At 71.4% G+C, this 20520-nt stretch carries 19 protein-coding genes and 1 riboswitch; of the genes, 7 read left to right on the top strand and 12 right to left on the bottom strand.

Translation table 11 applies throughout. The features are described from left to right. Window positions 1-83: 83 nt before the first annotated feature. Both BS75_RS44445 and BS75_RS44440 read right to left on the bottom strand, forming a co-directional pair. Window positions 84-347 (bottom strand): hypothetical protein, encoded by a 264-nt coding sequence (locus BS75_RS44445; protein WP_052069508.1) that lies wholly within the window; start codon window positions 345-347, stop codon window positions 84-86. Between the two features lie 14 nt (window positions 348-361). After that, on the bottom strand, window positions 362-772 hold the full coding sequence (locus tag BS75_RS44440) for a helix-turn-helix domain-containing protein (protein ID WP_152645896.1): 411 nt from the start codon (window positions 770-772) through the stop codon (window positions 362-364). A gap of 182 nt (window positions 773-954) precedes the next feature. Between BS75_RS44440 and BS75_RS17595 the strand changes: the two genes are divergently transcribed. Then, the gene (locus BS75_RS17595; protein WP_042438147.1) at window positions 955-1830 is read left to right on the top strand and encodes a hypothetical protein; all 876 of its coding nucleotides are present in this window, start codon (window positions 955-957) and stop codon (window positions 1828-1830) included. 82 nt (window positions 1831-1912) lie between these two features. Here BS75_RS17595 and BS75_RS17590 read toward each other — a convergent pair whose 3' ends face one another. From BS75_RS17590 to BS75_RS17580, 3 genes are all read right to left on the bottom strand, one after another. Continuing rightward, window positions 1913-2125 carry a DUF397 domain-containing protein gene (locus BS75_RS17590; protein ID WP_042438146.1) on the bottom strand — a complete coding sequence of 71 codons (213 nt, stop codon included), beginning with the start codon at window positions 2123-2125 and terminating at the stop codon, window positions 1913-1915. 181 nt (window positions 2126-2306) lie between these two features. Further along, window positions 2307-3167 carry a helix-turn-helix domain-containing protein gene (locus tag BS75_RS17585; RefSeq protein ID WP_231607812.1) on the bottom strand — a complete coding sequence of 287 codons (861 nt, stop codon included), beginning with the start codon at window positions 3165-3167 and terminating at the stop codon, window positions 2307-2309. A gap of 294 nt (window positions 3168-3461) precedes the next feature. Then, window positions 3462-4190, bottom strand: a complete 729-nt coding sequence (locus BS75_RS17580) for a GOLPH3/VPS74 family protein (RefSeq protein ID WP_034088917.1) — start codon at window positions 4188-4190, stop codon at window positions 3462-3464. A gap of 271 nt (window positions 4191-4461) precedes the next feature. Here BS75_RS17580 and BS75_RS17575 point away from each other — a divergent pair, with 271 nt between their 5' ends. Further along, window positions 4462-6489, top strand: coding sequence for a D-alanyl-D-alanine carboxypeptidase family protein (locus tag BS75_RS17575; protein WP_052069506.1), 2028 nt, complete (start codon window positions 4462-4464; stop codon window positions 6487-6489). 43 nt (window positions 6490-6532) lie between these two features. Here BS75_RS17575 and BS75_RS17570 read toward each other — a convergent pair whose 3' ends face one another. Continuing rightward, window positions 6533-8035 (bottom strand): MFS transporter, encoded by a 1503-nt coding sequence (locus tag BS75_RS17570; RefSeq protein WP_081982405.1) that lies wholly within the window; start codon window positions 8033-8035, stop codon window positions 6533-6535. Window positions 8036-8255: 220 nt separating this feature from the next. Further along, window positions 8256-8409, top strand: a riboswitch (cyclic di-AMP (ydaO/yuaA leader). Here BS75_RS17570 and BS75_RS44435 point away from each other — a divergent pair. After that, on the top strand, window positions 8394-9446 hold the full coding sequence (locus BS75_RS44435; RefSeq protein ID WP_152645894.1) for a C40 family peptidase: 1053 nt from the start codon (window positions 8394-8396) through the stop codon (window positions 9444-9446). Its footprint overlaps the riboswitch before it by 16 nt. 91 nt (window positions 9447-9537) lie before the next feature. Here the strand turns inward: BS75_RS44435 and BS75_RS17560 are convergent, their stop codons facing one another. From BS75_RS17560 to BS75_RS17545, 4 genes are all read right to left on the bottom strand, one after another. Next, entirely contained in the window at window positions 9538-10362 is an 825-nt protein-coding gene (locus tag BS75_RS17560; RefSeq protein ID WP_052069504.1) for an ABC transporter permease subunit, read from the bottom strand. After that, entirely contained in the window at window positions 10359-11315 is a 957-nt protein-coding gene (locus BS75_RS17555) for an ATP-binding cassette domain-containing protein (RefSeq protein WP_042438142.1), read from the bottom strand. Before BS75_RS17555 ends, BS75_RS17560 begins: the two co-directional genes overlap by 4 nt. A gap of 156 nt (window positions 11316-11471) precedes the next feature. Beyond that, on the bottom strand, window positions 11472-12152 hold the full coding sequence (locus BS75_RS17550) for a response regulator (RefSeq protein WP_034088916.1): 681 nt from the start codon (window positions 12150-12152) through the stop codon (window positions 11472-11474). After that, window positions 12149-13372, bottom strand: coding sequence for a sensor histidine kinase (locus BS75_RS17545; protein WP_034088915.1), 1224 nt, complete (start codon window positions 13370-13372; stop codon window positions 12149-12151). Before BS75_RS17545 ends, BS75_RS17550 begins: the two co-directional genes overlap by 4 nt. Window positions 13373-13491: 119 nt before the next feature. On the opposite strand from BS75_RS17545, the gene BS75_RS17540 reads away from it, so the two are divergent. Next, window positions 13492-14160 (top strand): SDR family oxidoreductase, encoded by a 669-nt coding sequence (locus BS75_RS17540; protein WP_034088914.1) that lies wholly within the window; start codon window positions 13492-13494, stop codon window positions 14158-14160. Between the two features lie 559 nt (window positions 14161-14719). Beyond that, window positions 14720-15526: a polyprenol monophosphomannose synthase gene (locus tag BS75_RS17535; protein WP_034088913.1), complete on the top strand. Its 807-nt coding sequence runs from the start codon at window positions 14720-14722 to the stop codon at window positions 15524-15526. Between the two features lie 70 nt (window positions 15527-15596). Here the strand turns inward: BS75_RS17535 and BS75_RS17530 are convergent, their stop codons facing one another. Continuing rightward, a complete protein-coding gene (locus BS75_RS17530) occupies window positions 15597-16385 on the bottom strand; it encodes a TIGR03619 family F420-dependent LLM class oxidoreductase (protein WP_152645893.1) in 789 nt (262 codons plus the stop codon). A 7-nt stretch (window positions 16386-16392) separates the two neighbouring features. Between BS75_RS17530 and BS75_RS17525 the strand changes: the two genes are divergently transcribed. Then, the gene (locus tag BS75_RS17525; RefSeq protein ID WP_152645892.1) at window positions 16393-17730 is read left to right on the top strand and encodes a hypothetical protein; all 1338 of its coding nucleotides are present in this window, start codon (window positions 16393-16395) and stop codon (window positions 17728-17730) included. Window positions 17731-18535: 805 nt separating this feature from the next. Here BS75_RS17525 and BS75_RS17515 read toward each other — a convergent pair. Next, a complete protein-coding gene (locus BS75_RS17515) occupies window positions 18536-19027 on the bottom strand; it encodes a helix-turn-helix domain-containing protein (protein ID WP_081982403.1) in 492 nt (163 codons plus the stop codon). Window positions 19028-19636: 609 nt separating this feature from the next. Between BS75_RS17515 and BS75_RS17510 the strand changes: the two genes are divergently transcribed. Continuing rightward, complete coding sequence (locus BS75_RS17510) at window positions 19637-20266, top strand: DUF11 domain-containing protein (protein WP_034088910.1); 630 nt, start codon at window positions 19637-19639, stop codon at window positions 20264-20266. Window positions 20267-20520: the final 254 nt, after the last annotated feature.

Genomic DNA, 20520 nt, shown 5'->3' with positions numbered 1-20520 from the left:
ACGATGCGTCAGATTAGAACAGCACGCCTGGAAAGGCCAGAGGCGCGCGGGTCGGCCACGCCCCGATCCGGTCGGGCGGTGGGCTAGTCCGGCAGCAGTGCCCAGAAGCGCTCCGTCAGCGGCGGCCGCTCGGGGGCGGCGAGCTCCTGCTCCTGCTGCTGGGTGGCGCCCCACATCACGCCCGCGGCGTGCCCCTCGCGGTAGAGCACCTGCAGCGCGTGCTCCGCGGCCTCCCGTCGGATGGTCGGGACCAGCCGCAGCAGCGGCTTCAGCTGCGCCGACCAGCGTCCGTCCACGGCCCGCTGCAGCACGTCGCGCAGCTGCTCCTCGCGGTCGGTGGCGAGCACCAGTCCGTACGGGGTCAGCTGCAGGGCCTCGGCCAGCAGCAGGGTCCGGTCGGGGTCGCCCTGCCAGCGGGGGCCGACTCCAGTTGGGCGTACACGCGCGGGGTGAGGCCGAGCCGCCGGGCCAGCTCCTCCAGCGGCATGCCGACGGCCAGGCGGTGGTCGCGGATGCTCCGGGCCCGGCCGCCCATCAGCCGCCCCGGCTCGCACCACAGGGTTCGGGCCAGGGCGGTCAGTTCGCGTTCGCTCGGCAGCAGCTCGCCCGACTCCCAGGCGATCACCTGTGACGGGAACACGTGGACGCCGTGCGCGGCCAGGTCCCGCGCCACCAGCGCGGGGGTCAGCCCGAGCACCCGGCGGGCCGACCAGGCGGCGGCCGGATCGAAGGGCACGGGCACAACCACGGGGGCGACGGCACGTCTGCGCATGTGCGCCCACGCTAGGGCCGGGGGCCGCCGCGGCCCATCGGTCGATCGTCCGAAGTCGCGGTCGGCCAGGAGGGTCGGGCCTGTGCGAAGTTCCGCAGACCCGCGCCGGGGGGCTGGGCAGTTGTCGAAATCTGACTTACCGTCAGCTCGACGGGCGGGCAAACGTATCGGGAGGTCAGCAGATGACAGACGGCGACCGGCAGCAGAGTGACCGGCCGAGCGGTGGCGAGGACCTGGACCGGTACGCCGACCTGGCGTCGCGCGGCCCCTACGGAGTGTCCATCGGCAGCGCGCTGATCACCATGGTGGAGCCGCACCCCGGCCACGAGTACGGCTACAACCGCTGGTACGAGGACGACCACTTCTACGCCGGGGCGATGGCCATGCCCTGGATGTTCGCCGGACGCCGCTGGGTGGCCACCCGCGACCTCCAACTGCTCCGCTACCCGGAGAAGTCGGCGGTCGCCGAGCCGGTCTCCACCGGCTGCTACCTCTCCGTCTACTGGATCAACGAGGGGCGCCAGGACGCCCATATGCGCTGGACCGTCGGGATCAACAAGCGCCTCAACCGCGACGGCCGGGTCTACCGGGACCGCACCCACGTCTTCACCGCCTTTCAGCAGCACGTCGCCGCCGCCTATCGGGACGGCGCAGCCGGCCCGCGGGACGTCCATGCGCTGGACCACCCCTACGGCGGCCTGGTGCTGGAGGTGATCGACACCGAGGACGCGGCGCAGCGCGACCGGCTCACCGACTGGCTGCTGGACCGGCACCTCCCGGCGAAGCTGCGGGCCGGTGGCCCGGCGGCCATGTGCGTGCTGTTCCGGCCGCTGCCGCTGCCCGGAGACCGGATGACCTACGTCAAGCAGGTGGAGGGCGTCGACACCCGGCTCACCCTGCTCTGGTTCCTCCAGGACGACCCGCGCACCTGCTGGGACGCCTTCACCGGGCTGGACGCCGAGGTCGCCGCAGCCGTCCCCGGGGCGCGGGTCGAGCTGGTCGCGCCCTTCGTCCCGACGCTGCCGGGCACCGACGTCCACGTGGACCAACTGCGCTGAGCGGACGAACGGCAGGGCCCCTCCCGTATCGGGGGAGGGGCCCTGCCGCTGTTCTCAGCGCCGGCTCAGTGGTCTCGCCGACTCAGCCGATCTCGAAGGCACCGCCGACGACGTCGGCGACAAACGCCGACCAGGCCTCGGCGGTGAAGTGCAGGGCCGGGCCCTTGGGGTCCTTGGAGTCCCGCACGGCCATGCCGGCCTCGGGCACGGCGACCTCCACGCAGTTGCCGTTCCCCGAGTAGGAGGACTTGCGCCACGCGAGGTCGGCGTCGGCGGTGAGGATGATCTGAGTCATGGATACTCACTCCGGTTTCGCTGGTGGGGATTGGTTGATCTGCAACCAGTGTCACCCCCGGGGGGTGCCGATCGCGCCAGTCGCCTCGTACGGACCCTCAAGACTGAGGAATTCCGGCCGAGATGGCATGTCGGCCGCTGCTTCGCGCGTACACTACCCGTCCTGACCCGCGCGGAACTCCTCAGCCGGCGAAGCCCTTGGCGATCCGGTCGATCAGTTCCCGGGTCTGGTCCGGGTGCAGGGCCTGGGCGCGGAGGTGCTCGTACATCGTCGAGTAGGTCCGCACGTCCTGCTCCTTCTCCAGGTACAGGTCGCTGGTCACGCCCTCCAGGTAGACCACGGTCGCGTCGTCCGGGTCCTCGAACTCCAGGATGGCGAAGGTCCCGCTCATCCCCGGATGGGCTCCCACGCTGTACGGCAGCACCTGGACCGTGACATGCGGCCAGGAGCTGACCTCCAGCAGGTACTCCAGCTGCTCCCGCATCGTCTGCACCCCGCCGACCTCGCGGTGCAGCACGGCCTCGTCCAGGACCGCCCAGAGCCGCAGCGGCTTCTCCTGGTCCCGGATGATCTCCTGACGCTTCATCCGGATGTCCGTGCGCTTCTCGTTCTGGGCCGGCAGCGCCTCCGGCTGGATGCCGGCCACCACCGCGTAGGCGTACTCACGGGTCTGCAGCATGCCCGGGACGAACAGCGACTCGTAGGTGTGCATGGAGACGGCGTCCGCCTCCAGACCGATGTAGACGCTGTAGGGGACGTCACCGAAGGCGTGCCACCAGCCCCGCTGGCGCGACTCGCGGGCCATCGCCATCAGCGCGTCGAGCAGCTTCTCGTCCGTCACCTCGTAGACGCGGCACAGGTCGCGCACGTCGCGCTGGCTGATACTGCGCCGCCCGTTCTCCAGTCGGCTGATCTTGGACTGCGAGACGAGCAGCCGCTGGGCGACGTCCTCGGCGGTGATGCCGAGTTCTTCCCGGAGTTCGCGCAGCTTCGCGCCGAGCCGGCGGCGTCGGATGGTCGGGTTGATGCTGGCGGATGACAACTGATCCTCCGGCAATGGAGTCATCGGAACAGGGATTGGTTGGTATCCCTCGTGTTCAGCAGGATGCCACTCGGAACCGCCCTCGTGTGGAGCAATCGTCCGGTATCGAGCCTCGCAACCGAAATGAGCAGGCGTGCGAGACGCAGGCGCACGCCGACGCGTACCCTGGTTGGTCGCTCGTTCGAACAAGCCGGACATCAGGCGGCCTCCGGGCAGAAAACGGACCGCCGCCCGTACCGCGAGGGTGGTCGCGGTGGGGCGGCGGTCGAGGGTTGCGGTGCGGTGCGGCGACGGTCAGCGAACCCCCGTGCGCACCATGCCCGGCAGGGCGCCGGGTCGTGCGGCGCTCCGCGGAGCGGTCCGGTTCGGTGCGGCTCCGCCGCCCCGTACCTGGGCCGCCGGCAGGCCGTTCTGCACATCCATGACGGCGTGCGCGACCATCCCGCCGAGCGGGTCGTACCGGATCAGGTCGCGCAGGCGTGACCTGGAGGAGCGGCCCTCGTTACCCGGATATAGGTGTTTTCCGAGGCCCACGGCGTGGGCCAGGGCAGCCAGAGCGGCTGTCCGGGGGTCCGGGGGGATCCCGGTCCGGATGGCCGTGTCCAGCCGTTCCTTGATGGCGCTGTTCGTGCAGTCGTCGGACGCCTGGTAGCGCGTCGTCGGAAGCACTCCGCACACCTGGCCCGGCACCGCCCGCACCATCTCGCACCGCTCCAGGTGCGCAAGGTACGTCTGGCGCAGCCCCAGTCGGGGCCCACCGATCCAGTGAACGGCACGCACCGCACTGCCGCGACGGCGCAGCAGTTCGAGGGCGTGGTCCAGTGTCGGGTCACCGGTCGGCCGTGGGTTCACCACGGCGATCCGGTCCCCGTTCGGGACTATTCTCCCGGCCATGGCCAGCTCGACGAGCTGTGCCCCGGCCAGTCCGAGGTCAAGGGTCTGCGGTTGCGCGGTGGTCCCGGTTGCCGGGTCCAGTGCGAGCAACAACAGTTCCTCGGGAATTGTTCTGCGGCTCTTGCCCATCCAAGCCTCCCCGCGTGGATGAAGACAGAGTGACGCCTCTCACACCCTGCTGTCGAGGGTGCCTCGAGAGTGACACGACAACGTGATCTCCGGAACCACCCGGACGAAGTCCACGTCTGCCTCAGCAGTGGCTGTCGTCCCAGGGGAAACGCCGGTACGGGGCATCGTGTGCGCGGGATGCGGCGGGCGTGCAGGAAACTGGGGTCGGCGCGCGGATGCCGCGCGCCCATCGGGCACACCAAACAGGACACACACGAGGAGGCTGGGTTACGTGGGCGAGTCCCCCGACAGGGCGGAGCGGAACGAGGACACGCGGGGGTCGGCATCCGCCGCGGAGCCCACTCCGACAGCCACCCGCGCCGAGACGCCGTCCGCGGAGACAGCGTCCGCGGAGACGGCTGCGCCGGAGCCGGACGGGACCGCCGCCGAGGCCGCCGCGCCGGAGGCTGACGCCGCCCCGGAGGCCGAGGCCGTCCCGGAGCCCGACGACGACGCGGCCGAGGAGCCCGCCGCCGAGGCCGCGGACGCCGCCGAGGACGTCGACGCCGGGGGCGCCGCTGCCGGGGGCGACGCTGCCGGGGACGCCGAGCCCGCCGCTGACGAGGCCGACGCCGCAGACGAAGCCGCCGACGCCGAGGACGCCCCGCGCGGGGCCGTGCTGGAGCTGAGCGGGGTCGGCGCCCGCGGCGAGTCCGAGCACGCGGCCACCCTCGACGAGCCCACCACCGCCCTGCGCGTCCCCTACGACCCGCCGACCCAGACCCTGCGCCAGTTCCGCGGCTTCCGGCTGGACCCGGACGAGGTCGACGACCCGGCCGCCGAGCCCGAAGAGCCGGTGGAGCAGTCCGCTCCGGCCGCCGCCCTCAACCCGGCCTATCTGCGGGCGTTCGACGCCGTGCCGATCCCGGCCCCGGAACCGGCTCCGGAACCGGCTCTGGAACCAGCCCCCGGACCGGGAGTCGGACAGGGAGTCGGACCGGGGGCGGGCCCGGCCCCGGAAGGCAGCCCGGAGACCACCTCCGAGGCGCTGGAGCTCCTGGCGACGCTCAGTCGCCGGCCGATGACCCCGCTGCGCCGCGCGGCCAAGCGGACCGCCCTCTGGGGCGGCCTGCTCTGCGTCGTCCTGGCGGTGCTCGCGGTGGTCCAGGTGCTGCGCCCGCTGCCGACGCCGCAACTGCGGCTGACCGCCGCCTCGGAGTACACCTTCGGCGGCTCTGCACCGGCCCTGTCCTGGCCGACGGCGGGACAGTCGGCGGTGGAGGTCGACGGCCTCGGCTCACTGGGCCAGAACGGCGCGGAGACCGCCGTGCCGATCGCCAGCGTGACCAAGGTGATGACGGCCCATCTGATCCTCAAGGACCACCCGCTGGCCGTCGGCCAGCAGGGCCCGGTGATCACCGTCGACCAGCAGGCGGTGACCGACTACACCAACGGCACGGCCGGCGGGGAGTCGGTGATGAAGGTCAGCGCGAACGAGCAGCTGACCGAGTACCAGGCCCTGCAGATGCTGCTGATCCCCTCGGCCAACAACGTCGCCCGGCTGCTCGGCCGCTGGGACGCGGGCACCGACGCCGCCTTCGTCGCCAAGATGCAGGCCGAGGCGACGGCGCTGGGGATGTCGCAGACCACCTACACCGACCCCAGCGGTCTGGAGGACACCACCAAGAGCACCGCCGCCGACCAGCTCAAGCTGGCCAAGGTGGTCATGGAGACGCCGGTCTTCCGGGAGATCGTGAGCACCCAGTCGTTCTCGCCGCCGGAGAACCCGCTGACCTACAACACCAACAAGCTGCTCGGCGCCAACGGCGTGATCGGGGTCAAGACCGGTTCCGACTCGGCGGCGCTGGGCTGCCTGATGTGGGCGGCGCAGGTCAAGATCGGCGGGACCACCCAGACCGTGCTCGGTGTGACGTTGGGGCAGCCGGCCCTGAGCTCGACCTTCGGCATCCTCGACAACGTCATGGCGACCAGCAAGAAGCTGCTGGTCAGCGCTGAGGGCGTGCTCCAGTCGCACATCCTGGTGCACCAGGGCGAGGTCGTCGGCTACGTGGACGACGGCGAGGGCGGCCGGACGCCGGTGGTGGCGTCCAAGGACGTGAACGTGATCGGCTGGTCCGGCACCTCGGTGCCGGTCTCGCTGGAGGCGACGGGCGGGGTGCTGCCGCGCACCGGCCGGGCCGGCGACGGCGTCGGCGAGCTGGTCGTCGGCACCGGGGTCAGCGCCCAGCGGATCCCGATAAACCTCCAGTCCGACCTGGCCGAGCCCTCCTACGGGACCCGGCTCACCCGCCTCGGCTGACACCGGGGCCACCCGCCGCGCCCCCATCCACGTCTGACGGAGGTCACATGTGGATGGGGGCGTCCGCGTTCTCCGGATTGATCCGGGGTCGGCCCACCGGGTAGAGCAGGCCGCAGACCACCATCCCGAACAGGAAGAACCCGGCCGACCACCAGTAGGCGGTCGAGTAACTGTGCAGCTGCGCCTGGGCGGTGTTGGCCGAGGTGTGCGCCCGGCCGACCAGGTAGGCGGTGGCGGCGCTGGTGGCCAGGGTGTTCAGCAGCGAGGTGCCGATCGAACCGCCCACCTGCTGACTGGTGTTGACGGTGGCCGAGGCGACGCCCGCGTCGTGCGGCTCGACCCCGGCCGTGGCCAGCGACATCGCCGGGGCGAAGATCAGGCCGAGGCCGAGGCCGAGCACCAGCAGCGGCGGCATCACGTCGGCGGCGTAGGTGCTGTTCAGGTCGAGCCTGGTGAGCCAGGCCATCGCGCAGGCGCCGAGCAGCATGCCGACCGGCACGATCGGCTTGGCGCCCAGCCTGGGCACCAGCTTGTTGGTGGCGGTGACCGAGGTGACGATCATCACGGCGACCATCGGCAGGAAGGCCAGTCCGGTCTTGACCGGCGAGTAGAGCAGCGACTGCTGCAGGTAGTAGGTCAGAAACAGGAAGACCCCGAACATCCCGGCGCCGGCCAGGAACATCGCCAGGAAGGACGCGCCCCGGTTCCGGTCGAGCACCACCCGCAACGGCAGCAGCGGATGCGGCGTGCGCGTCTGCCACCAGGCGAAGACGGCGAGCAGCAGCACCCCGGCGGCCAGGAAGCCCCAGGTGCCGACGGAGCTCCAGGAGTGGGTCTCGGCGTTGGAGAAGCCGTAGACCAGCCCGAACAGGCCCAGTGAGACCACGACCGTGCCGGGGATGTCCAGCTTGGGCGGGTCGGCCGGCCGGCCGGCGTGCAGCAGCCGGACCGCGCCGATGATGGCGAGCACGGCCAGCAGCAGGTTGACGTACAGGCACCAGCGCCAGTCCAGGTACTCGGTGAGCAGCCCGCCGAGCAGCAGGCCGACGGCGCCGCCGGTGCCGGCGATGGCGCCGTAGATGCCGAACGCCTTGGCGCGCTCTGCGGAGTCGGTGAAGGTCGTCGTCAGCAGGGAGAGTGCGGCGGGCGCCAGCAGCGCGCCGAAGGCCCCCTGCAGGGCGCGGGCGATGACCAGCACCTCGAAGCTGGGCGCGGCCCCGCCGATGGCGGAGGCGACGGAGAAGCCCGCCAGTCCGATCAGGAAGACCCGCTTGCGGCCCACCAGGTCGGCGATCCGCCCGCCGAGCAGCAGCAGGCTGCCGAAGGCGAGGGCGTAGGCGGTGACGATCCACTGGCGGTTGCCGTTGCTGAAGCCGAGGTCCTTCTGCGCGGACGGCAGGGCGATGTTCACGATGGTTGCGTCGAGCACCACCATCAGCTGGGCCAGGCCGATCACGGCCAGCACCCACCAGCGGTGGTTCTCGCCCCGGCCGTCGGGGGCGAGGCTCTTGGACGTTGTCCCGGGGTCTGCTGCCGTACCTGTCATGGTCGGTGGCTCCCATCCCTTTATATATGGACAACAACGACATTAGGTCTGCCTTGTCACGGCAGCATCTGGGCAGCCGAAGCCCTTTTTATTCCGGTTTGTATGTGAGTAGGCTCACACCGAGTTGTAGTTTCAAGCACAATCTGCCTAGCGTTCGGTCCGTTCGCACTTATGCGGAACCAACGCCTCCGGAACGCCGAGTCCTGCCGCCGGAGGCTGTGGCACATCGGCACCGCACCACGGCAGGGGCGGGGGAACCAGGTAAGTCGCCGCGATCTCACAGTCGCGGCTTGGGGTGAAGCCGTGCTCAGCACGGCCGGGCAACTCCAGCCCGAATCCGACAGCTCACCTCGCAGGCGTGGGAGAGGACCGCTTCAACATGCTGCCTTCGAGCACCCATGAGACCAACGGCCGTACCGGTTCCACCGCCGGCACCGGTCGCCACCGGGCCGTCAAGGCCCGGCGCACCACCAAGCAGCGCCTCTTCGCCGGTGTCGGCCTCGCCGGCATCGTCAGCCTCGCCGTTCCGATGATCACCGCCAACACCGCCTCCGCCACGGCCCCGGCCGCCGCTCCTGCCTCCGCCCCGGCGACCGCCCCGGCCGCCGTCGCCGCCCCCACCTCGGCGAGCGGCACCCGGGCCGCCGACACCACCACCGCCTCGTACTACACCGTGCTCGCGGGCGACTGGCTCTCCACCATCGCCGCCGACCACGACGTCAACGGTGGCTGGCAGCGGCTCTACGCCCTCAACCGCTCGGTCCTCACCCAGGGTCCGGACCTGATCTACCCGGGCGAGCGCCTGGCCCTGTCCGGCCGCACCGCCGCGACCGGCGCCACCACCTCCTCCGACACGGTCTCCGGCAGCGCGAACCTGGACAGCTCCAACTCCGGCTCCGGCTCCAGCTACAGCGCCGGCAGCTCCAACTGGTCCGCCTCGGACAGCTCCTCCAGCTCCTCGTCCGACAGCACCACCAGCAGCACCAGTGCCCCGGCCGCCACCACGACCACGACCAGCACGAGCAGCAGCAGCTCCTCGACCGCGAGCAGCAGCGGCATGGCCGCGGCCATCGCCTTCGCCCAGGCGCAGGTCGGCGACGCCTACGTCTACGGCGGCACCGGCCCGAACACCTGGGACTGCTCGGGCCTGACCCAGGCCGCGCTGGCCCAGGCCGGCATCAGCATCCCGCGCACCAGCGAGGATCAGGCCGCCGCCGCGACCCCGGTCTCGATGAACGCCCTCCAGCCCGGTGACCTGCTGTTCTGGTCCACCGACGGCACCGCCGCCAACGCGTACCACGTCGCCATCTACATCGGCAACGGCTCCTACGTCGAGGCCGCCAACCCGAGCGCCGGTGTCAAGATCGACACCATCAGCGACTACGCCCCGACCTTCGCGGGCCGTTTCTGACGCTCGGACAGCACCGAACAGCGCTGCGCCCCCGGACGAAGGTCCGGGGGCGCAGCGCTGTGGTGTTCCGGCAGAGGAACGGTGGGACGGGTCAGGCGTCGCGGCGCTTCAGCAGCAGGCCGGCGACCGCCAGCAGGGCCACCGCGTAGCCGGCGAAGAGGGCGAACCCGCTCCAGGGGGACATCATCGTCGGGTCCGGCACCACCGAGAGCATCGCGCTACCGGCGTTGCTGGGAAGGTAGGGAACGATGTGGGGGGCCCAGCTCGAAGGCAGCAGGTGCGCGAGGATCGGCACCACCCAGAGGATGCCGACCAGCACGGCGATGGCACCCGCCGCATTGCGGATCAGCGCGCCGAGGCCGATGCCGAGCAGGCCCACGAACGTGAGGTAGAGCCCGGTTCCGAAGACCACCCGCGCCACACCGGGATCGGTGAGGGTCACGGCCCGGTCGTAGTGGGACAGGATCGCCTGGCCGCCGTAGAACGCGCCGAGGCAGGCGATCGTCATCACGACCAGCACGACCACGGCGTAGACGATCGCCTTGGCCCACAGCACCGGCAGCCGCTTGGGCACGGCGGAGAGGCTGGCACGGATCATCCCGGTGCTGTACTCGCCACTGACGATCAGCACGCCGAGCACGCCGACGGCCAACTGGGCCAGGATGTACAGGCCCAGGCTGAGCTCCGCGCCGTTGACGGCGTCGCCGTGGCCGCCGCCGTGGCTGGCGTTCGCCCAAGTGATCAGCGGGTTCAGGCCGACCATGATGAGGACGGCCACCAGCAGAGTGATCGGGGTGGAGCGCAGGGTGCGTAGTTTGATCCACTCGGAGTTGATCACTCGCGCCTGGGTCACCTTGCCCTGCCCCTTGGCGAACGAGGCCTTCACGGTCGCGTCGGGCGCGGTGGCGGTGCTCATGACGTGCTCCTTCCGGTGCCGACCGGCGCGCCGCCGTGGGCGGCGACGGTGGTGCTGGCGTGGTACTCGACGGCGTCCCGGGTGAGTTCCATGAACGCCTCCTCCAGGGAGGCCTGCTGCGGCGCGAGCTCGAACAGGGTGACGCCGTTCTCGGCGGCGACGGTGCCGATCCGGTCGCTGTCCAGGCCGGTGACCTCGAACGTGCCCGGCTCCACGGCGTCCACCGTGACGTCCGGGCCGACCAGCAGCGAGCGCAGCTTCTCGGCGTGCGGGGAACGGACCCGGACGACGTTGCGGGAGGCGCTGCGGGTGAAGTCGGCGACCGAGGTGTCGGCGATGAGCTTGCCGCGTCCCACGACGATCAGGTGTTCGGCGGTCAGCGCCATCTCGCTCATCAGGTGCGAGGAGACGAAGACCGTGCGGCCCTCCGAGGCCAGGCCCTTGAGCAGGTTGCGGATCCAGAGGATGCCCTCCGGGTCGAGGCCGTTGACCGGCTCGTCCAGTAGGACCGTGGCCGGGTCGCCGAGCAGCGCGGAGGCGATGCCCAGCCGCTGCCCCATGCCCAGCGAGAAGCCGCCGGCCCGCTTGCGGGCCACCTCGGTCAGACCGACCAGCTCGATCACCTCGTCCACCCGGCGGGCTCCGATGCCGGTGGTCGCGGCCAGCGCCAGCAGGTGGTTCCGGGCGGAACGACCGGTGTGGATGGCCTTGGCCTCCAGCAGCGCGCCGACCTCGTGCAGCGGCGCGGCATGGTCGGCGTAGCGCTTGCCGTTGACGGTGACGCTGCCCTGCGTCGGCGCGTCCAGACCCATGATCATGCGCATCGTGGTCGACTTGCCGGCGCCGTTGGGGCCGAGGAAGCCGGTGACGATGCCGGGGCGGATGGTGAACGACAGGTCGTTCACAGCGGTCTTGTCGCCGTAACGCTTGGTGAGGTTGCTGGCTACGATCATCGCGGGAGTCCGTTCATGCTCCCCAGCCTTCCGTGCCGGGCACCCCGGCGCGTCCCCCTGCGGCAGCGTCCCGGTCCTACCACGGGCGTAGTAGACCGGAGCCGGTTCTCCTCCTGAAGTAGGCGGGCGCCCCTGAGGGACGGCCCCAGGGGCGGCTCAGCGGGCGCCGGGCAGCACCAGGCCGCACTGGTAGGCGATGACCACCAGCTGGGCCCGGTCGCGGGCGCCGAGCTTGGTCATCGCCCGGTTGACGTGCGTCTTCACCGTCAGCGGGCTGAGGAGGAGCCGCTCGGCGATCTCGTCGTTGGAGTGGCCGAGGGCGACCAGCGCCATCAGGTCGCGCTCGCGCGGCGTCAGCACGTCCAGCCGGGCCGGGTCCGCGCCGGCGGTCGCGTCCGCGCGCTGCGGCTGCGCCAGGAACCGGGTGATCAGGGTGCGGGTGGCGGAGGGGGAGAGCAGCGAGTCACCGGCCGCGACCGTGCGGATCGCCTCCAGCAGCTCCTCGGGGCGCATGCCCTTGCCGAGGAAGCCGCTGGCCCCGGCGCGCAGCGCCTCCGCCACGTACTCGTCGAACTCGAAGGTGGTCAGGATCAGCACCCGGACCCCGGACAGCTCCGGGTCGGCGCAGATCAGCCGGGTCGCGGCCAGGCCGTCCAGGCCCGGCATCCGGATGTCCATCAGCAGCACGTCGGCCCGGAGCGGCCCGGCCAGCTCCACCGCCTCGCGGCCGTCGGCGGCCTCGCCGACCGCCTCCATGTCCGGCGTCGAGTCGATCAGCATGCGGAAGGTGCCCCGCAGCAGGGCCTGGTCGTCGGCCAGCAGCACCCGGATGGTCATGTCTCGGCTCCCCTCGCCACCGGACGCAAGGGTAGGTCGGCCGCGACCCGGAACCCGCCCCAGGGGTCGCGTCCGGCGCTCAGCGTGCCGCCGACGACCGCCGCCCGCTCGCCCATGCCGGTCAGCCCGTGGCCCTGCCCCTGGTCCAGGTAGCTGCTGCGCATCGGCGCGGTGCGGCCGTCGTCCTCGACCCGGATGGCCAGCTGCTCGGGCCCGAAGAAGAGCTGCACCCGGGCGGTGGGCACCCCGGCGTGCTTGCTGACGTTGGTCAGCGACTCCTGGACGATCCGGAACGCGGTCAGGTCCACGGCCGGCGGCAGCGGCCTGACCTCGCCCTGCTGCTCCAGGCTGACGGCCAGCCCGGCGCGGGCGAAGGAGGCCAGCAGCTCGGGCAGCTGGGCGACGCCGGGAGCGGGCTCCAGCGGCACGCCGGACTCGTCGGAGGCCCGGAGCAGCCCCACCGTCGCCTTGAGCTCCTGCAGTGCCTCGTGGCTGGCGTCCCGGATGTGTTCCAGCGCGGCGAGGACCGGCGCCGGGATCTCGCCGGCGAGGTGGACGGCGACCCCGGCCTGGGCATTGATCAGCGCGATGTGGTGGGCGACCACGTCGTGCAGCTCGCGGGCTATCCGGATCCGGTCCTCGGCGACCCGGCGGCCGGCCTCCTCCTCGCGGGTGCGTTCGGCGCGCTCGGCCCGCTCCTCGACGGCGGCGATGTAGGCGCGCCGGGAGCGCACCGCGTCGCCGACGGCCGCCGCCGTCCCGGCCCAGGCGAGCACGCTGAAGTTCTGCGGCTGCAGCCATGTCTCCGGGCCGAGCGCGATCCCGGCGCCGACCAGCACCGCCACCGAGCCGGCCGCGGTGCCCCAGGCGGTACGGCGGTCGGTGCTGACGGCCACGGTGTAGAGCGCGACCACCGTCGGGAGCATCAGCAACGGGTTCATGGTGTAGCCGGCCAGGGCGTAGAGCACGCCGCAGACCAGGGACAGCGCCAGCGCGCCCCAGGGCCGGTGCCGGCGCAGCAGCAGGGTCCCGCAGGAGGCGGCGGCCAGGACGACGGCGGCGGGGTGCAGCGAGTCCAGCGTCGGCAGCACGTGCCGCGAGGGCCGGGCCGCCATCGCGGCGGCGGCCAGCAGCAGCCCGAACACCAGCAGCGCCGCCACGGCGTCCAGCACCACCGCCCGGCCGGGGGACACCCGGCGCCACCATCCGTTCGCTGCCATCCGCCCACGGTACAAACCCGGGGTGGGGCCGGGCGTCGTCCGGGCACCGTATCCGGCGGCTGCACCGGGTGCGGTACCACCGGGTGCGGCGCCCCCGGTCGGCTCCTATCGTCGGTTCCATGCGCATCGTCATCGCGGGTGGACACGGTCAGATCGCCCTGCTGCTGGAGCGGCTGCTCGCCGACCGGGGGGACAGCCCGGTCGGCCTGGTCCGGAAGCCGGAGCAGCAGGAGGACGTGCGGGAGGCCGGGGCCGAGCCGGTCCACTGCAACCTGGAGACCGCCACGGTGGAGGAGCTGGCCGCGGTCCTGGCCGGGGCGGACGCGGCGGTGTTCGCGGCCGGCGCCGGGGGCAAGGGGGGCGTCGGCCGGACCGAGGAGATCGACCACCTCGGCGCGGTCCGCTTCGCCGACGCGGCGGAACGGGCCGGGGTGCGCCGCTTCGTGCAGCTGTCCTCGATGGGCGCGGACCGCGAGCCGGCCCCGGACACCGACGAGGGCTTCGCGGCCTACCTCCGGGCCAAGGGGGCGGCCGATGCCGCGCTGGTGGTGCGCTCCGGGCTGGACTGGACGATCCTGCGCCCCGGCTGGCTGACCGACGACCCGGGCACCGGCCGGGTGCTGCTGGCCAAGCGGACCGGACGCGGCGGCGTCCCGCGCGCCGACGTCGCCGACGTGCTGGCGCACCTGCTGCACCACCCGGAGACGGCCGGACTGGCGCTGGAGCTGATCGGCGGCGACACCCCGGTGCTGACCGCCGTCCAGGCCGCAGCCGTCAACCGCCGCTGACGGGCGGTCAGGCCAGCCGGGCGACGATGATGGCGCCCCAGATGGTCCACCGGGGAGAGCCATCCTTCGCAGTTCGAACCGGGCGCGGACGCATGCAGATTCGATACCAGGTAGGTATATGTCCCAAATAGTGCTATTTGCCGATCCGGTCGGTGGCGCGGCGAGAGCAGAACTCTCGTCATATCGTCACGGGAATTGACCCTCGATCACGTCCTCGGGACCGCCGTCGACCGGCTGTCCGGGGGGAATGCCCGGCCCGTTCGAGAGCGGTGGCAACGCCCGGACATACCGCTTTCTTACCCGTCTGCCACTTCCTTTCAAAGAGGGCGCTCGGAAGCGGGTACAGCCGCGTTCCGACGACGCAAAAGGTCGTCCGACGCCGTTCCCCGGCGAGTCCCTGGGATGCGGCGGGCGAAGCGCGCCCTGTACCGTCGTCACGATTTCCCCTTACGCGGTCCGTGGTAGCAGTAGCGCGGCAAGCCGACCGGGAGAGTGTCGCGGCGGGATGCCGCGACGGAAAATGAGCACGATCGCGGCAAGCGGAGTAAGGGGCCAGCCCGTGTCGGACACCACGACCGAAAGTACCGAAACCTTCGGCGACCTCGGCAGAATCCTTGTGATCATTCCGACGTACAACGAGATCGAGAACGTCGGCCGGATCACCGCCCGGGTCCGCGCGGCCGTCCCCGAGGCGCACATCCTGGTCGCGGACGACAACAGCCCCGACGGCACCGGTCAGGCCGCCGACGCGCTCGCCGCCGATGACCCGAACCTCCAGGTGCTGCACCGCAAGGGCAAGGAGGGTCTGGGCGCGGCCTACCTGGCCGGCTTCCGCTGGGGCATCGACAACGGCTACGACGTCCTGGTCGAGATGGACGCGGACGGCTCGCACCAGCCCGAGCAGCTGCCCCGGCTGCTGACCGCGCTGCGCCACGCGGACCTGGTGCTCGGCTCGCGCTGGGTCCCCGGCGGCGAGGTCGTCAACTGGCCCAAGAAGCGCGAACTGCTGTCGCGCGGCGGCAGCACCTACTCGCGGCTGATGCTGCAGGTGCCGATCCGGGACGTCACCGGCGGCTACCGCGCCTTCCGCAAGGAGACCCTGCTCGGCATCGGCATGAGCGAGGTCGCCTCGCAGGGCTACTGCTTCCAGGTCGACCTGGCCTGGCGCACGGTCCGGGCCGGCTTCAAGGTCGCCGAGGTGCCGATCACCTTCGTCGAGCGGGAGTTCGGCGCCAGCAAGATGAGCGGCAACATCGTCGGCGAGGCGCTGAAGCTGGTCACCACCTGGGGCGTGAAGAGCCGCCTCGGGCGCATCCCGGCACCCAAGGCCGACGAGCCGGAGCGGGTCGCCGACCCCGCCCGCTGACCCCCTCGGTTGCCGGTGGACCTGGGCCCGCCGTGGACCGGCGGCCCAGCCACCGGCCGTGCGCCGGGGTTCAGGCGGTGCGCGAGCGCACGAGGTCGTGGAGCTCGCGGGCCAGGTCCAGGAACTCCTCGACATCGTCGGCGGTGTGGTGCAGGTCGATCAGCGGCTCCGCGCCGAGGCTCTCGACGGCTGCCGACAGGTAGTCGGCCAACTGCCGAACCGTGCCCCGGTTGGGGACCTGTTCGTCCGGCACGGGATCGGCCGAGAACACCGGGTTGACCCGGAGGACCAGACGGAGCGCGTCGGCGTCCCGGCCGGCCTTCGCGGCGTGCCCGGTGACGGCCTCCCAGGCCTGGGCCAGCACCGGCAGCGGTAGGCCGACCCCGAGCCAGCCGTCGGCGCGGCGGCCGACGCGGGCGAGGGTCGCCGGGCCGAAGCCGCCCAACAGCACTGGCGGCCGCGGCCGCTGACGGGGTTTCAGGCGCACGTAGGAGGGGGGAACGGTCCACAGTGCGCCGTCGTGCCGGACCACCTCGTCCTCGGCCCATATCCGGTCGAACAGGTCGAGGGTCTCCTCCAGCCGCACCCCCCGACCCTGCCACGGGGTGCCGACCGCCTGGTACTCGTCGCGGGACCACCCCAGCCCGAGTCCGACATCGAGCCTTCCGGCCGAGACCTGGTCGATCGTGGCGAGCGAGCGGGCCAGCAGCATGGGCGGCTGCCACAGCGCGTTGAGGGTGCTGGTGCCGAGCCGCGCCCGGCGGGTGACCCCGGCCGCCACCGTCAGCAGGACCAGCGGATCGAGGAAGGTCTCGTGCTGGGCGAGAACGCTGCGGTCCCCGCCGGGATAGGGGCTCAGCGGTTCGGTGGCGACGAGGAGTCGGTCGCCGACCGTGGTCTACCTGATGATCGCCGCACTGATGCCCGTGACGAAGTCCAAGCGGTCAGCGGTCGGGGCCCTGACGGACGAAGTCCAGTGGAAGTCCGTGCGCAAACACATCCGCGCGAACCTCTCCCGCGCCATGGCCGCCAGGCTGCCCGACCAGGCACCCACCCGGGACCAGTACCAGTACGCCGAAGCCAAACTGCTCGCGCCGGCCTTCGAGGAACTCGAGGAGGAGTTCCGCAGGTCCAGCTTCCAACAGGCCCTGGAGCAGGGCCTGTTCCCCGAGGACGCACCCAGGAACTGGGCCAGGCCCGAGCGGCGACAGCTGATCGTGGGCGACGGGACCGTACCCAAGGCCCCCTCCAAGGCCGAGCGGACCGTCACTGTGGACACCACGACGGGTGAGATCAAGCTGCACCGCGTCTACTCCGCGGCACGCGTCTACTACGAGAACGGCGAGGAGGAGAAAGTCGCCGTGCGCGGCACCAAGTGGTTCTTCGCGAGTGCCCGGGACGACTGCTACTGGCGCCGGGTCATCCTTTCCTTCGCCCATGTTGCGGGCGGAGCGTACGAGGACGAGGCCGCCATCGCAGTGCGGCACTTCAGCCGACTCAAGCGCGACCTGCCGGGATGCATGGGCGTGGTCTACGACGGCGCGTTCCGCGGGGTGCACCGCGACGCCCTGGCCCGACTGGGCCTGCTCGTGATCAACAAGCAGCACAAGTCGATCCGGCCCCGACACCTGGAACTGCTGCGCCCGGGCCGCTGCCGCCACGACCTGTGGTGCGACCAGGGCCGGGTGGCCGAACGCGTCATCATCGACGACGGCACCTCCGTCCTGATCCCGGTCCCGGTGACGCGCCTTCAGCACGGTGCGGGAGCGAGCAAGTCCCGCTGGTACCACACGCTGCGGGTCCCGTGCCGCTACGGTCCCCACGAGCACCGCGTCCAGGTGGGCATCACCAGCCACTCCCTGGACCGCAAGGTGGTCGACCCGGCCACCGGCAAGCCTCGGAAGAGCGACGCGGAACTGGGCTTCCACCGAGCCGAGTACCTGCAGCAGATACCCCAGCTCACCCTCGCCCATCAGACGGTGTACCCCTACCGCAGCGACTCGGAGTCCGTGAACAGCCAGTTCGACCTCAGCCTGTGGAACCGCAGGATGATCTCCTACGGGATCGAGCGCCAGAAGGTCTTCGCCCTCGCCTTCGCCATGTCCCAGAACGCGACGTCGCGCCGCATCCATCAGGAGGACGGCGGGCGGCTGTGGACCCCAGGGCAGGGGCACAGCGCTCGGCTCACGCGGGACGCGGCCTGAGAGAGCGAGCCTTGCTGAGGTCCGGCCCCGCCTGGGGCCGGACTGCCCGGTCCCACAACACGATCGCAGACCGACGTGCACCACAGACGTACTCCCACGTGGAGGGGTCGTCCGAGACCGCCTGACGCTGGCAGATCCGGGCGAGGCCCCAAGGGGCGTGGTTCTGCGTCACTGCGGCCATCGTTTCGCTCCTGAATGTGTCGACACGGACGGGCAGGCGGGGCACCTTGCGGGACCTGCCGCCGAAGATCATCCACCTCGGTCGAACGCCATGCCCGCTCCCGCACCAACCAAACCGCTCACAAGAGTGACCGGGCGTTCGGGGGATCGACGGTGGGCCCGGCGGTCCCTCGCGCCCTGCGGATCGGGCTTTGCCGCGCGAAGGTTGTCGCCCTGGCCTTCACCGCAGATCGGCGGTCCGGGATTCCTCAGGACTACGAGCGAAGGCGAGGAGATGTCCTTGCCACGGCGCCCACGGCTCAACTCCGGAGCCGTCCGTGGGCACAGTCCGCAGTGGCGGGTGCCCGATGAGACGCGATCCACCCCGAGAGATCAAATCCGGGCGTGGCGAGCCACACACGCCGGGAATTGGCCGACTGTCACCTGAGGCGCCACCAGGTCCAGCGAGACCGGACAAGCGCGAAGCGATCGATTCAAGCATCCAATGCGAAACGGCCACCACGAACGCGAAGGTCTGCGAATCCGCCAACTGGAGTGCAACGGGACAGACACCCCGATCACTCGTGACCCCGACCCGGCCTCATTCCGCCAAATCAAGCGCACATCCGCCACTTCGACTGAACAGTCACACCTGTGTGTGCGTGTCCTGCCAGGTGGTGTCCACCCATTCCCAGATCGCGCCCCCGTCGTGCCCGGGGACGTCGCGGTGGGCCGGTTGCGAGGTGAAGCCCATGCGGTGCAGGAGGTGGCTGATCCCGGACAGGGAGGTGTAGGCCACCGAGAAGCGCTCGTCGATCACCTGGCGGATCCGGGCCAGGGTCCAGATGTCGGTGGCGAAGCCGTAGTCCGCAGCGCCGCGGCGCAGCAGTTCGCGCAGGGCCTGGCATTGGGCCGGGTCCAGGGGGCACTTGACGCCGCCGTTCGCGTGTCCGAGCAGGGCGTCGGGGCCGCCCGCGGTCCATGTGTGGTGCCAGCTGCGCACCGTCGATGCGTGCGCGCCCAGCAGGCGCGCGATCTCCCCGTCCGACAGGTCGCCCTGTTGGAATAGGCGGCTGGCTGTCAGACGCTTTTGTTCACGGGTGTGATGAATGCTGTCGGTGCTGCTCGTAGTCCCCATGGTCTCGGCGTATCACTGACCAGGTGATGAGCCGAGATCAGCCGGGCGGTGCTGTGCCTGGTTTCACCTGTCCAGGTGAACTGGGAGTCTCGCCTGGAGTCGGCCTGTCCTGTTCGGGCTCGGGACGGCTGCCTGTTTCAAGGTGCTTGACCTGGGTGCTCCTGCTCGCCGGTCAGTCGGCCGCCGACAGGGTCGAGGGGCTGTGTGCCGAGGGGCGACCCGGTCCGGCTGACCTGATCACCCACCTGCTCGTGTTCGGGAACCCCGGTCCCTTGCCGGTCTGCGTTGGGGGGATAAAGGGAGCCAGCGCGGGCGGCTCGTGTCGGTCAAGGCGGCAGCCGGCTGCCTCGGCTGGGGTGGCCTCCCACTCTTCCAGTAGGGCATAACGGACAATCAGTCTGTCGGTGGAAGTTCAGATGTCGTATCCGAGGGAGTCCCATGAACGTTCCGCGCCTGTCTTCGGGCCTTGCCTGTACCGCCGTGGCGGCCGCCGCTATGGTGGCGCTGCCGCTGTCGGTGGCTCCGACAGCCTCTGCCGCGACGGCCTCGGGTACGCAGTCCGTGTCGCGGTCCTTCACTGTCGGGGCACCGGCCAAGCCGGGGTCCGCTGTGCCCGCGGACGGGTCCGCCGCCGGACCCGACGCGGCGTCGCACCCGGTGGAGGTGGCGGTGCGGCACTCCGGTACCGCGCTGACCGAGGGCACCGACGTCGACTACACCGTCACGGTCCGCAACACCACCCCCGACCCGATGAAGCACCTCCAGGTCTCCCAGATGCTGTCGGCGGCGGTCCAGCCCGCGGCGATCTCCGACGGCGGCCGCAACACCGGTACCCAGGTCCTGTGGGCCATCGACCTGGCCGCCGGTCAGACCCGCGAGCTGCACGTGGCCGGTCATCTGGGTACCCGTGCCCAGCTCGCGGCCGCCCGGGCCCAGGGTATTCAGGTCAAGCAGCCCCACTCCGATGCGGCCCACCACAGCGCCGATACGCTGTCCAGTACCGCCTGTGTGCAGCAGGGCGACACTCGGAAGCTGCTGGGTTGTGCCTCCGATTCGGGTACGGTCCAGGTCAACCCGGAGCTGGCCGCCGCCGGTCACCACGCCGGGTCGGGCGGCGGGATCGCCGAGGGGTGGATGTGGGCGGGGGGTGCTGCGGCGGCCCTCGGGTTGCTCGCCACGGCCGGGACGGTCCTGCGTCGACGCGGCAGGTCGGCCGACGCCGCAGGCGGGGCGAAGTAGCGGCCGGCGCCGGAATCCTGTGTCCCGGGTGCGGTTGAACGTATACAAGTTGCTTCACGTGAAAGGCCGTTGAAGAGCCTGACCGGCCTCCTGTCCCGGCGGGGTCGGCCTGCATTGGTGATGATCGAGGTCCGTGACCTGGTGGCGGCGCACAACTCTGTGCGCCGCCACTGGCATGTCCTCGGCATGCCTCCCTGCCCGGCCCCCGGGACGCTGCCCCCGGGGCCAGCCAGCCCCCGGGACGCCTGTGTCCT

It is taken from the genome of Streptacidiphilus albus JL83, assembly GCF_000744705.1.
GTDB lineage: Bacteria > Actinomycetota > Actinomycetes > Streptomycetales > Streptomycetaceae > Streptacidiphilus > Streptacidiphilus albus.
Note: the sequence above shows the minus strand (reverse complement) of the source record. Positions and strands in the feature narration are given on the sequence as shown.